This is a genomic window from Psychrobacter halotolerans (assembly GCF_039680845.1).
GTDB lineage: Bacteria > Pseudomonadota > Gammaproteobacteria > Pseudomonadales > Moraxellaceae > Psychrobacter.
The window spans coordinates 155,340-167,630 of the sequence record NZ_JBDKWD010000006.1; the positions used below are offsets into that span (position 1 = coordinate 155,340).

Sequence of the window (12,291 nt, forward strand, 5' to 3'; positions counted from 1 at the left end):
CACTACACTCTTATTTATGAGCTCTATCTTTTAAACACACCAATCCAAATCCTCAAACCAACCCTTTAAACAAAAAGAAAACGCTCACAACAACCAATAGCCACGCAAAACATTTCTTGAGGATTTGCGGTGATAATACATGAGCCGCTTTTGCGCCAACCTTTGCAGTAAAAAAGCTCATGATGCTAATGCCCAAAAACGCATAAATATGCACAAAGCCAATCGTATTGGGCATGTTTACTTGCTCATTCATCCCAAAAATCATAAAGCCAAGCGCACCAGCAATGGCAATCGGTAACCCGCATGCGGCAGATGTGCCAACCGCTTTTTGCATGACCACACCATACCGATTGAGATAAGGCACCGTTAAACTGCCGCCGCCGATACCAAAAATGGCAGAAGCCACACCTATCGCCGCCCCTGCCCCTAATTGCTTCGGGGTTGAAGGAAGCGACCTATTGGCATTGGCTTCTATGCGCTTTTTGCCGCCCGTTAGCATGGTAAAGGCAACCCATAGCAAAAACGCGCCCACAATGATTTGAAGGTGCGTGCCAGAGAGCCATCCTGCAATCCCTGCGCCCAAAAAACAGCCAAGCGCCATGCCTGGGGCCAGATTTTTGAATACAGGCCACATGACCGCGCCATTTTTATTATGTGCCATCAAAGAGCTGATAGACGTTACCACAATGGTCGCAAGTGACGTCCCCAAAGCCAAGTGCATGGTCGTGTCAGCCCCGTAGTCCATTTGAGTAAAAACGATATATAACAGTGGCACCATGATCGTGCCGCCGCCCACACCAAAAAGCCCCGCGGCAAACCCTGCTACCGCCCCTATTATTAAAAAAATGATTAGTTCCACAAGATTAATTCCACAAGACTATTTTCACAAGATTAGTTCCACAAGATAGTCACTTCACCGTTTAATGATAATTAAATAAGACAAGGTATAAAACACTGACCTAAGCGATTTCGATTTGACCCACTTGATGATACGCTCGATTAAAATAAACCAAACTCTCCTCTTGCCCGCCCTGTTGCTCAGCATGTTTGATCGCAACCACACGGCACATAAAGACACTGTGCGTGCCCACTTCCTGAACGTGCTCAATCTCACAATCAAAACTGACCAGCGCATCTGCTAAAACAGGAGCACCTGTGACTAATGTGTGCCAATCGCCTTGTTCAAATCGCTCTTTGGAGCACAATTTAGAAGCAAAAGTATTAGATAGCATCTCATGCTGCGCGCCCAATACATTGACGCTTAATACTTTATTTTCAACAAAATGACCATGCGAGCGTGCTGCCTGATTCATACAGACCAGCAAGGTTGGCGGATTATCGCTCACGCTGCAAACGGCGGAGGCCGTAAAACCGTGTACGCCTGACTCTCCTTTTGTAGTGATCACACTGACCGCTGTGGTCAGTCGCGCCATAGCATTTCTAAAATCGCTGGCTTCAATCATTGTTTATGTCCTAATTTTTGTTATCGCTTATTTTTAGACTAGCTCGTCAGTTCTTGACGAATAATCTCTGCACCAGCACTTAGTGCATGTAATTTGCCTTGTGCTACTTGACGAGATAAGGGTGCCATGCCGCAATTGGTCGAGGGATAAAGCTTGTCTGCATCGACAAATTGTAGAGCAGCTCGTAGCGTTTTGGCCACAGCTTCAGGCGTCTCAATGTCGTTGGTTGCCACATCGATGGCGCCGACCATCACTTTTTTACCGCGAATCAATTCAATCAAATCCATCGGCACGCGTGAGTTTTGACACTCAAGTGAGATAATGTCGATCTTAGACTGCTGCAATTTAGGAAACGCTTCTTCGTATTGACGCCACTCTGAACCCAGCGTTTTTTTCCAGTCATTATTGGCTTTGATACCATACCCATAACAAATATGAACCGCCGTTTCACACTTTAAGCCTTCAACGGCGCGCTCTAACGTGGCAATACCCCAGTCGTTCACATCATCAAAAAACACATTAAAAGCAGGCTCATCGAATTGGATAATGTCAACGCCCGCGGCCTCTAACTCTTTTGCTTCTTGATTTAAGATTTTGGCAAATTCCCACGCCAATTTCTCACGGCTTTTATAATGACCATCATACAGCGTGTCAATCATCGTCATTGGGCCTGGCAGCGCCCATTTGATTGGCTGGTTGGTGTGCTGACGTAAGAACTTGGCATCTTCAACAAACACAGGCTTTTGACGGCTCACATCGCCAACCACCGACGGCACGCTAGCATCATAACGATTGCGAATACGCACGGTTTTGCGATCTTCAAAGTCGACACCATCGAGATGCTCAATAAACGTGGTCACAAAATGCTGACGGGTCTGCTCGCCATCACTGACAATATCGACTCCTGCCCGCACTTGTTCTTGCAATGAGACCAGTAGCGCATCTTGCTTGGCTTGCAAAAGCTCATCCCCTTCTAGTTTCCAAGGTGACCAAATTTTTTCAGGTTCTGCCAGCCAAGAGGGCTTTGGTAAACTGCCAGCGGTTGATGTTGGTAATAATATTGTCATGTTGGCTCATCTTTTATATGTTAATTTTTTATCTATTCATTCTTATGTGGGGTTTTCTATACGTCACTCAATTAAGCCGCATATTTGTCATTTTCTTGGCTTGCCGCCCATTCTTCCAGAATGTCTTGATAAGGCTTAATAAACTGCTCTTCTGTAAATTTGCCTTGCTTCACGGCCAACTGGCTGCGTTCTTCGCGGTCGTACACGATTTGAGTCAGTGAATAATCTTGGTACTTCAAGCTAGGTTGATACACTTGCCCAGCGGTTGAATTGGCGTTGTAAATTTCAGGTCGATAGATCTTTTGGAACGTCTCCATGGTACTGATCGCACTGATCAGCTCAAGGTCGGTATAATCACTCAACAAGTCCCCTGCAAAATAAAACGCTAACGGCGCGGCACTACCCGTAGGCATGAAATAGCGAACCGTTAAACCCATTTTGTGAAAATACTCATCGGTTAATGAATACTCATCCTGTTTGTACTCAACCCCTAATACCGGATGCTGATTGGTGGTGCGATGATAGGTTTTGCTGGTTGACACACTGAGGCAAATCACAGGTTTTTTATCGAAATTGGCATTGTATGCTTCTGAGTTCAATAAATGCTGAAACAGTTTGCCATGCAGATCACCAAAATCCTCTGGTGGCGCAGTTGCTGGATTTTTATCGAAATGCTCTAACAATACAACGCTAAAATCGTAATCGCGCACATAAGAAGAAAAGCTGTTGCCAATCATACCGTCGATACGCTTGTTTTCTTTATGATCAACGATGGTGGTTTTCAACATTTCAATGACAGGGAAGGCATCGCCATTGCCTTCGATGTCCATGTTGGCAGAAACGATGTCCACTTCCACAGAATAACGGTCTGCTGTCGGATTGTCCCAATGTGCCAATGCGTTAAAACGGTTGTTGATCATTCTCAGCGTTTTGCGCAAATTCTCTTGACGGTGCTCACCGCGCGCCAGATTGGCAAAGTTGGTGGTCAGACGGGTGCTGTCTGCCGGAAGATAGTTTTCATCAAAACGGATGGTGGACGTTGAACAGATAAATTGTTTACTCATAATGATTCGCTACCCTAATAATTAAGATAAAACTAAATATGTTGTATGAGTGAATTATGCCTGAACCATTACATGAATAAAAACGACTTAATTTGAATAAAAGATGAGTAAAATTCATCTTTATAATATTTATTTATTGACCTTACGTTATTCAGAAAATAAGGAAGTATTTTATGACTTTAATTAAACGCTGACTTCTGACTTATATTTTAGAAATATTGGTATGAGCCCAATCCCAGCAAATATAATAAAGGTTATAAGGTGGTTAGTTGCCTCAATGAGCATACCAGCAACGAGCGTCCCTATTATCTGACCAATAGCAAGCACCAGAAAAGGAAGACCGAGACCAATAGCTGGTCGATCGTCATAAACTCGAATGCCCCAGACGAGATAAATACCAGTTAGCATAATGTAGGTAACGCCGAACAGCGCAGCGGAGAAGAAAACAGTAACGAGCTGTGATGGCCAAACCGCTAAAACCAGCATCGAAATTGCCAGTAAAACCAAAAAATGATAGAAAACTTTTCTAAACCTAAGGATGCTGTTAGAGACTGGATATAAACGAGACATAAGCTGTCCTCTTATTAACTCGTTTACTTTTACTAAGATTGACTACTTCAGCCAATAAACAGGGAGTTTTGAATTAAGTTATCATTTTTAGCCATTAAATAATATTAATCTCATAACTGAAATCTTCTGCCAGCCCGTATGACTCTCTGTATTCGATTGGATCACCTTTTAAATTATTGGCGATGCGGCATACCTTTACTAGGTTTTCTTGCTTTTCATTGTCCAAATTATGATCACTGTAACCCGTTATAAAGAACAGTTTTTCTACGGCAGACGAGACGAACTGTCCACATTCTTTGTAGTAAAACGGATATAACAGATTGCCAAAATCTTTGGGATCGATTGCCAAAAGTGGTTCGTACAGACGCTTAGGCAACCAGATTTTTTCACTCAAAATGATGTCGTCTTCGACGATACGCACACGTTCTATATAAATGAGATCTTCGTTTTTATCGATTTCTAGTTTTTCATTGATTGTGTCAATAGCTTCAATCTGCATGACTTTTTTGACCACGCCAGTTGGTGTGACATAACAAGCATCTTTGCCGCGAAACTTAAAAAACCTTGATAATGAACTCTGGAAGTTTGGTGGTTTTAAAAACGTACCACGGCCCTGCTGTTTTATCAAAACCCCTTCTTCTACTAGCTTCTCAACTGCCTTACGGACAGTGCCCACCGATACTTGATACTTATCTGCAAACTCCTGTTCCGTTGGGAGAGGTTTACTTTCATCCCACTGACTCTCGGTGAGTAAGGTTTGAATGTGCCACCGTACTTGCTCATAGCGTGGCATTTTAAATTTCTTGAAATTTTTTATCATTTTTTTTCACCACAATGGAAGGGCTTTTAAACATGATCTTAAATGCTTTAAGCGTGGTTGTGGCCCTAGTAAGTAGTATATGGTCGATGGCTTAATATTTATAGCCGATGCTTAATATTTATGGCTGATGGCTCTATCTTAAGCGTTGGGTAAATCTTATGTGTATTGGTTTAATGTTAAAGCTTATATGGTCTTATAGGCAATATTATCTAATTCACATGGTCTTTTTTGCTATTATTCTACTCAATCAAATCCGCTTTTAAAGCTTATGTGATTTTCTAAGCCAAACAACCATTTGTCAATATTATAGTCAGGCTCTTTTATCTATAAAAATTGATTTGGATTTTTTTAAAATTCATCCAGTTCAGGTCAAGGAGTAGTTATGACTCTCTACATTATAGCCGCCATTGTGATATCTATTGTGCTGGGCTACACCACCAAAATCAATATCGGCCTGTTTGCGATTGTCTTTTCATACCTTATTGGTTGTTTTGGGATGGAGCTTAGCGCTTATGAGGTTATTAAACTGTGGCCCCTCAAAATTTTCTTCGTTATTTTGGCAGTGACTCTCTTCTACAACTTCTCTCTTGCCAATGGTGCTTTAGAAAAACTGTGTGAACATTTGATATATAAATGTCGACACTTTCCCGCATTTTTGCCTTTGGCTATTTTCTTTGCCGCCACGATTGTAGCAGCTTTAGGAGCGGGCTATTACACCGTGCTTGCGACTATGGCACCGATGATTTTATTGTTGTCTCAACGAACCAATTTAAATATCATTATTGCGACCTTATCGGTGAACTACGGAGCGCTTGCCGGCGCTAACTTTGTTACCTCACAAAGTGGGGTCATTTTTAGAGAGCTTATGAGTGGCGCGGGCGTGGCAAATGACAATACATTCACTTACGGTTTAGGGATATTTGCTGCTACCTTTTTGATGCCTGTGGTGCTATTAGGTCTTTATAGTTCTATCAATGCCAAATCTAGCAAAATAGCGATTCAAACTGTCGTACCAGAACCTTTCGATAGCAAACAAAAAAAGTCTATCATGCTGATTTTCATTATGATGGCCACGGTGCTCATTGTACCAATGACCAATCTACTCATACCAAATGTAGAAACCATTGAGTTTTTGAACGCCCGCATTGATATTGGTTTTATCGCTATTTTCTTCGCTTTAGTCAGCTTGTTTTTGAAGCTGGGTGATGAAAAAACCGTGATTGCCTTAATACCTTGGAACACGCTTATTATGATTTGTGGCGTCGGTATGTTGATTAGCCTTGGCGTGGAGGTCGGTGTCATTTATGAGCTAACGGAATGGTTAAGTACCAACGTTCCTATTTGGATGATACCGAGCTTGGTGTTCATTATCAGCGCAATTATGTCGATATTTGCCAGCACGCTTGGGGTCGTAGCGCCGACTCTATTTCCGATGGTGCCAGCACTCGCCGTGGCCTCCGGCTTAAACCCTTTTTTCTTGTTTATCTGTATTGTTGTGGGGGCTCAAAGCTCATCCATCTCGCCTTTTTCATCAGGCGGCAGTCTAATATTGGGCGCAGCACAAGTACACATCGATAAAAATAAGCTTTTACATATTTTGTTGTTTAAAGCCGTACCTTTAGATATCGTTGTTGGCATAATAGCGATTTTATTTATCCAAATCGTGTTTTAACTGCTACTAAAAAAGAGATTTATATGGATTACATGGATGCCCATGCACATGTATTTTCACACCACGAGTCGTTTCCAGCCACTGCACGCTATCGACCTGATTACACCGCTAGCGTGGAGAGTTATATCGACCAACTCGACCAGCATGGCTTTGATAAAGCCGTATTGGTTCAGCCAAGTTTTTTGGGCACCGATAACAGTTATCTGTTAAAAGCCCTTTCAAAATATCCTGAGCGTCTAAGAGGTATTGCGGTTTTGGCAAATACCGTAGACATGCCTGCTTTGCAGGCGCTCGATAAGCAAGGCATTGTTGGTATACGCATCAATCTGTTTGGCGTTCCTTGTCCTGACTTAACCGATCCGCAGTGGAAAAGCTTTTTAACCAATTTGGCCGATATCCATTGGCAAGTCGAGATTCAAGCGCCGCCTGTCTATTTAATCCAATTACTGCCCGTGCTAAAGCAGTATCCCATCGATATCGTGATTGACCATTTCGGTCGATTTAATCCTATTAAAGGGGTGCAAGATCAAGAGTATCGTGCGCTATTGGACATGCTTGACCCCCATCAACACTGGGTTAAAGCCTCTGCTTATTATCGGTTAGGAAACAAGATAGGGATTCAAAATGCGACAGACGCTATCAAACTGTTGATACAACATAATATGAGCAATCGCCTAATTTGGGGAAGTGACTGGCCGCATACCCAAAACGAGAGTCACATCAACTTCACCAAAGCACTGACCACGTTTAAGACCATTATCAATAACGAGGAACTGGCAATGCAAATCTTGACGAGTAACAATACCCATTTGTTCAAATTCTAAATTAACTGGCTTCTCTTCTCCCATCATTATCAGAACGACACAGCCGATACGCAACTTATCTCAAAAAACCAGTCATTAACTGATTGAGCGCTCATCAATAATAATCTGCAAATACCTGATGCTTTGTACCTTACAGAAAAAAGCACACGCGTGTTTGCCAGTAATTTTGACGCTACTAAACGATTCAACAACGTGCCTTCTTTTACTTTTTGATTGACTGCCTCAAAATAATATTCATACATACATACATATGTTTCTTGTCATTGTTAAAATATTCTGTTACTTTTGCATAACATTGAAAATGATAGTGCCACGAATTTGTGAATGCACGTGCCTTTTACGGTGCTATGTCACGGTGCGATGGTCTTGTGGTCTTATGCCTATCACTTTTCTACCTCTATTCGCATTTTATTGATTTTTTCGTAAACAAACACACAAGGAGTGTCGTGTGAAAAAACTATCCTATCTAGCGTTAGGTCTCTCTATCCTGTCCTTAACCGCCTGTAATAATGCAAACGAAACTGCGAGTACGGATGCAGCGGCAGAAGGCTCAAGTGAGCTTACCGCGCCTTCACGTCCAGAATGTATTGCACCAGCAAAACCAGGCGGCGGCTTTGATTTGACTTGTAAACTTGCGCAAGCAGGCTTAAGAGACACTGGTATCTTGGAAGATCCTATGCGCGTCACTTACATGCCAGGCGGCGTTGGTGCGGTTGCTTATAACAAAATCGTGGCTAATGATCGTGACAATGGCGATGCCATCATTGCCTTTTCTACCGGTTCTATTCTCAATCTATCACAGGGTAAATTTGGTAAATTCACCGAAAAAGATGTGAAATGGTTGGCAGGTGTCGGTACTGACTATGGCGCTATTGCCGTCAATGCAGACTCACCCATTAAAGACCTAAAAGATTTGGTCGCAGCATTAAAAACCGATCCAAAATCTATCAGCTTCGGTGCTGGTGGTAGTGTCGGTGGTCAGGATTGGATGCAAACCGCTATTTTGGCTAAAGCCGTTGGCGTTGATCCAAGCGACATGACTTATGTGGCGATGGAAGGCGGCGGTGAAGCCATTACAGCGGTTATGGGCAACCATATTACGGTCGTTAGTGCGGGTATCGCTGAGATTATGCCACAAGCCACGGCAGGCAAACTACGCGTACTAGCGGTATTTGCAGATGAAAGATTGGACGGTTCTATGGCCGATATCCCGACCGCTAAAGAGCAAGGCTATGATGTGACTTGGCCAGTGGTGCGTGGTTATTACATGGGTCCAGACGTTAGCCCAGGTGCTTATAACTGGTGGAAAGAGGCCTTTGACAAAATGCTTGCTGATCCAAAATTCGCTGAAATACGTGAGCAGCAAGAATTACTGCCATTCTCTATGACTGGAGAAGAGCTAGAAGCCTACGTTTATAAACGTACTGGTGAGTTACGTGAGTTGTCTGCTGAGTATGGTCTTGTTGACGCTGCAGCGGAAACCAAATAAGCACATTAAGAATCAGTCCCCTTATTAATTGAATCTTACATGTTTTGGTATTTCTAAAGGCTGGCAGGAACCCTATCTGTCAGCCTTTTTTCCCCTCATTCAAGGAATGCCCCTATGACAATGGAACGTTTGTTTTCTGGGCTGATGGCGCTAGTAAGTTTATTTTTAATATACTTAGCCATTGGTTATGTTGCCCCCATTGCTTATGACCCAATTGGTCCTCGACCTTATCCTATTTTAATCTTCTCTTTACTGGCGTTTGGTGCTTTAGTCGTCGCTTTTCGTCCTGCCAGTTTTACCAAGCCTATTGATTTGGGGTGGAGCAAACCCATCATCAGAAACCTAGTACTCTGTGCGCTCGCCTTATTGGTTTATGGTCTGATCTTTGAATCCTTAGGCTTTATCCTTGCCACTATTCTGATGTCTTTTGCGGTCGGTTTGCTGTTTGCCGGTAATCCGCTTAAAAGCCTTATTTTTTCAGTTTTAATCAGTATTGGCTTATATATCTTGTTTGACATATTTTTAGACGTCAAATTACCACTCGGATTGTTATCAGGGATAATAGGATAGCCAATATGGATACTTTTGATTTTTTAATGCATGGTTTCGCTGTTGCATCGACACCAAAAAACTTATTGATTGCGCTTATCGGTGCGTTTTTGGGTACGATTGTCGGCATGTTGCCAGGCCTTGGCCCTATCAACGGCGTGGCGATACTATTACCTTTTGCTTTTGCCCTTGGATTACCACCAGAAAGCGCGCTAATTTTACTGGCAGCGGTGTATCTTGGCTGTGAGTATGGTGGACGTATTTCTGCCATTCTTATCAATGTGCCTGGTGATGCTGGTGCCATTATGACAACGCTCGACGGCTATCCCTTGGCAAAACAAGGTAAGGCCGGTATTGCCTTGTCTTTGTCTGCCGTCAGCTCGTTTGTCGGTGCCACTATCGCGACAATCGGCGTGGTACTATTCGCTCCTTTATTAGCCAAATGGGCAATCTCATTTGGACCGTCTGAATACTTCGTACTAATGGTATTTGCGATTACCTGCTTAAGCGGCTTAGTTGGTGACCAACCTGTTAAAACCGGTATTGCGGCTTTGATCGGCTTGGGTCTAGCGACCGTTGGTGTTGATGCGGTTACGGGTATTTACCGTTTCACGTTTGATTCGGTTAATTTATCCGATGGTATTCAATTTACGACCATCGTCATTGGTTTTTTCAGTGTCAGCGAAATTTTGATCTTATTAGAAAAGACCACGACTGGCCACAAAGTTATCGAACAGGGTAAGCGCAGTTTATTAAACTTTAAAGAATTTACGTTTAGTTTGGGTTCCATGCTACGTAGTGGTTTAATGGGTTTTGTCGTTGGTATCCTACCGGGTGCAGGCGCAACTATCGCGAGTGCCATGACTTACGCGAGTGAACGTAAAATCGCAGGTAACACCGGAACGTTTGGAGACGGCGATTTACGCGGCGTGGCCTCACCTGAAGCGGCAAACAACGCGTCTGCTTGTGGTTCATTTGTCCCGATGCTAACCCTTGGTGTACCCGGTTCTGGTACTACCGCGGTTATGATGGGTGCACTAACCTTGTATAATATCACGCCAGGTCCCCAGTTATTTACTGAGCAGCCAGATATCGTTTGGGGTCTTATTGCCTCTTTGTTCATCTGTAACGTTATTTTGTTAGTGATGAATATTCCTTTGGTTGGCTTATTTGCAAAACTGCTTGATGTACCAAACTATATATTGATACCAGCAATCGCTGCTGTCAGCTTCGTTGGGGTATATTCAATTCATAGCACGACCTTTGACTTGGTGTTTATGGTTGCACTGGGTGTATTTGGTTATTTTTTACGTAAGTTAAACTTCCCTCTATCAGCCCTGATCTTAGGGTATGTATTGGGCGAGCTGATGGAATCTAACTTGAGACGCGCATTATCGATTTCTCAAGGCGAGTTGTCTATCTTATGGAGCAGCCCTATCACCATCGCTTTATGGGCCCTAGCTATTTTGATGGTATTTATGCCAATCATCCGTAGCATATACCGTAAGCGTTATAAGAAATCTGCTGTTTAATCGCTTACTGATCTGTTTTATTCGTTTTCTCCGGCGGTGGTCGTACTTTATGTATGCCCACCGTTTTTTTTGAGGCGAGAAAGTTGGTTATTTTGATAGTAAAAAATTATTAGACATTTGATAGATATTTTTAAATAAAACTAAAGTCTACTAGTTATAAAATAAGCTTAAGAGCAACCATTCATCCTATTTATTTAAAAACATTCTAATCCTATTACAGCTAAAGCTCTCTTATGATCACTATAATCGAGAATATAAGACGATTAATGAGATGATAACTTCGTCGATTTAATCCTTATTGTCATGCCACCTCCTGTCATTTATAGCTTAATGACGTTTCAGTTAAGATATACTTCATTATCATTAAAATCTTTTATATTTATAAAAAAGTAAACACTCTATTTGTAAATATAAAAAATTTTAGCTTTACAATTTCTTTGAAAATTTACATGAATAATCAAACGTTTAGCGTGCAATTCAAGAAATTCTATATTACAATGAATTAACAAAAGCGACAAACGGTATATATTCTAAGACGAATAGTTTACAGTTTGTAGGCAAACAGATTATGTCGTTAATTTATATCAGTCGATTCTCAATTTAAGTAGTTTTATCATTTAAAAAAATCGGACAATAATCGACTAAATACCCTTCTTATATACTGCAATGTTAAGTGATCTATATTCACTGGAGAATAAAATGCAATTCAACAAAACCCTAATCAGCGCTGCTTTATTAACTGTTGGTGGCTTTACCGCTATTTCTGCGAATGCTGCTGATTCATCAGAGTTCAGTGTTACAACGACAATTACTTCTGTCTGCGATATAAGCGCTTCTGCTGCCTCTATTAGTTTTACAGATATTGCTGCTGGTAGCACAGGTGACGAAATTGGAAGTCAACAATCTGCTGGAGATATTTCAGTAATGTGTTCTAATGACGCACCGTATGTCGTTAATCTGTCCTCCGCTGGCAACGCAGATAGCACGACTGGTGAAGGCATTATGACTGGTACCTTGGGTGACAAGATTACTTATCAATTAAGCTCTAATACAGAAGGCAAAGCTTGGGGCAATACTGGTACCCTTGGTACTGATGCTGAAGGCACTGGCGTTGCTGGTATAGGCGTAGGCGTAAGCACACCTATCTTACATCCTGTATATGCCAAAATAACGAGCAGCACTGATGTGAAGCAAGATACTTATACAGATACTATTACTGCTTCTATCGTTTACTAATAGTG

Annotated in this window: 12 protein-coding genes; 6 read left to right on the top strand and 6 right to left on the bottom strand. The window is 42.1% G+C overall.

The genetic code is table 11. The features are described from left to right. Positions 1-52: 52 nt before the first annotated feature. From AAJP47_RS11865 to AAJP47_RS11890, 6 genes are all read right to left on the bottom strand, one after another. Positions 53-859 carry a sulfite exporter TauE/SafE family protein gene (locus AAJP47_RS11865; RefSeq protein WP_346718126.1) on the bottom strand — a complete coding sequence of 269 codons (807 nt, stop codon included), beginning with the start codon at positions 857-859 and terminating at the stop codon, positions 53-55. Between the two features lie 100 nt (positions 860-959). After that, on the bottom strand, positions 960-1,463 hold the full coding sequence (locus AAJP47_RS11870) for a flavin reductase (RefSeq protein ID WP_346718127.1): 504 nt from the start codon (positions 1,461-1,463) through the stop codon (positions 960-962). Positions 1,464-1,501: 38 nt separating this feature from the next. Then, positions 1,502-2,530 carry a methionine synthase gene (locus tag AAJP47_RS11875; RefSeq protein ID WP_346718128.1) on the bottom strand — a complete coding sequence of 343 codons (1,029 nt, stop codon included), beginning with the start codon at positions 2,528-2,530 and terminating at the stop codon, positions 1,502-1,504. A gap of 71 nt (positions 2,531-2,601) precedes the next feature. Further along, positions 2,602-3,594 (bottom strand): DUF1852 domain-containing protein, encoded by a 993-nt coding sequence (locus AAJP47_RS11880; protein ID WP_346718129.1) that lies wholly within the window; start codon positions 3,592-3,594, stop codon positions 2,602-2,604. A gap of 183 nt (positions 3,595-3,777) precedes the next feature. Continuing rightward, positions 3,778-4,164 carry an MFS transporter gene (locus tag AAJP47_RS11885; protein ID WP_346718130.1) on the bottom strand — a complete coding sequence of 129 codons (387 nt, stop codon included), beginning with the start codon at positions 4,162-4,164 and terminating at the stop codon, positions 3,778-3,780. A gap of 94 nt (positions 4,165-4,258) precedes the next feature. Continuing rightward, a complete protein-coding gene (locus tag AAJP47_RS11890; protein ID WP_346718131.1) occupies positions 4,259-4,984 on the bottom strand; it encodes a GntR family transcriptional regulator in 726 nt (241 codons plus the stop codon). A gap of 382 nt (positions 4,985-5,366) precedes the next feature. Between AAJP47_RS11890 and AAJP47_RS11895 the strand changes: the two genes are divergently transcribed. The 6 genes from AAJP47_RS11895 to AAJP47_RS11920 all read left to right on the top strand — a co-directional run bounded on the left by AAJP47_RS11895 (position 5,367) and on the right by AAJP47_RS11920 (position 12,286). Further along, positions 5,367-6,656 (top strand): SLC13 family permease, encoded by a 1,290-nt coding sequence (locus AAJP47_RS11895; RefSeq protein ID WP_346718132.1) that lies wholly within the window; start codon positions 5,367-5,369, stop codon positions 6,654-6,656. A 23-nt stretch (positions 6,657-6,679) separates the two neighbouring features. Then, positions 6,680-7,480 (top strand): amidohydrolase family protein, encoded by an 801-nt coding sequence (locus tag AAJP47_RS11900; protein ID WP_346718133.1) that lies wholly within the window; start codon positions 6,680-6,682, stop codon positions 7,478-7,480. 448 nt (positions 7,481-7,928) lie between these two features. Next, positions 7,929-8,969, top strand: coding sequence for a Bug family tripartite tricarboxylate transporter substrate binding protein (locus AAJP47_RS11905; protein ID WP_346718134.1), 1,041 nt, complete (start codon positions 7,929-7,931; stop codon positions 8,967-8,969). Positions 8,970-9,083: 114 nt separating this feature from the next. Continuing rightward, entirely contained in the window at positions 9,084-9,539 is a 456-nt protein-coding gene (locus AAJP47_RS11910) for a tripartite tricarboxylate transporter TctB family protein (protein WP_346718135.1), read from the top strand. A gap of 5 nt (positions 9,540-9,544) precedes the next feature. Further along, the gene (locus tag AAJP47_RS11915) at positions 9,545-11,050 is read left to right on the top strand and encodes a tripartite tricarboxylate transporter permease (protein WP_346718136.1); all 1,506 of its coding nucleotides are present in this window, start codon (positions 9,545-9,547) and stop codon (positions 11,048-11,050) included. Positions 11,051-11,749: 699 nt separating this feature from the next. Next, positions 11,750-12,286, top strand: a complete 537-nt coding sequence (locus AAJP47_RS11920; protein ID WP_346718137.1) for a spore coat protein U domain-containing protein — start codon at positions 11,750-11,752, stop codon at positions 12,284-12,286. Positions 12,287-12,291: the final 5 nt, after the last annotated feature.

Excerpts from the sequence above, each read along its gene's own strand:
- AAJP47_RS11895 (WP_346718132.1), top strand. The coding sequence starts at position 5,367 with ATGACTCTCTACATTATAGCCGCCATTGTGATATCTATTGTGCTGGGC.
- AAJP47_RS11890 (WP_346718131.1), bottom strand. The coding sequence starts at position 4,984 with ATGATAAAAAATTTCAAGAAATTTAAAATGCCACGCTATGAGCAAGTA.
- AAJP47_RS11915 (WP_346718136.1), top strand. The coding sequence starts at position 9,545 with ATGGATACTTTTGATTTTTTAATGCATGGTTTCGCTGTTGCATCGACA.
- AAJP47_RS11875 (WP_346718128.1), bottom strand. The coding sequence starts at position 2,530 with ATGACAATATTATTACCAACATCAACCGCTGGCAGTTTACCAAAGCCC.
- AAJP47_RS11880 (WP_346718129.1), bottom strand. The coding sequence starts at position 3,594 with ATGAGTAAACAATTTATCTGTTCAACGTCCACCATCCGTTTTGATGAA.
- AAJP47_RS11870 (WP_346718127.1), bottom strand. The coding sequence starts at position 1,463 with ATGATTGAAGCCAGCGATTTTAGAAATGCTATGGCGCGACTGACCACA.
- AAJP47_RS11910 (WP_346718135.1), top strand. The coding sequence starts at position 9,084 with ATGACAATGGAACGTTTGTTTTCTGGGCTGATGGCGCTAGTAAGTTTA.
- AAJP47_RS11920 (WP_346718137.1), top strand. The coding sequence starts at position 11,750 with ATGCAATTCAACAAAACCCTAATCAGCGCTGCTTTATTAACTGTTGGT.
- AAJP47_RS11885 (WP_346718130.1), bottom strand. The coding sequence starts at position 4,164 with ATGTCTCGTTTATATCCAGTCTCTAACAGCATCCTTAGGTTTAGAAAA.
- AAJP47_RS11900 (WP_346718133.1), top strand. The coding sequence starts at position 6,680 with ATGGATTACATGGATGCCCATGCACATGTATTTTCACACCACGAGTCG.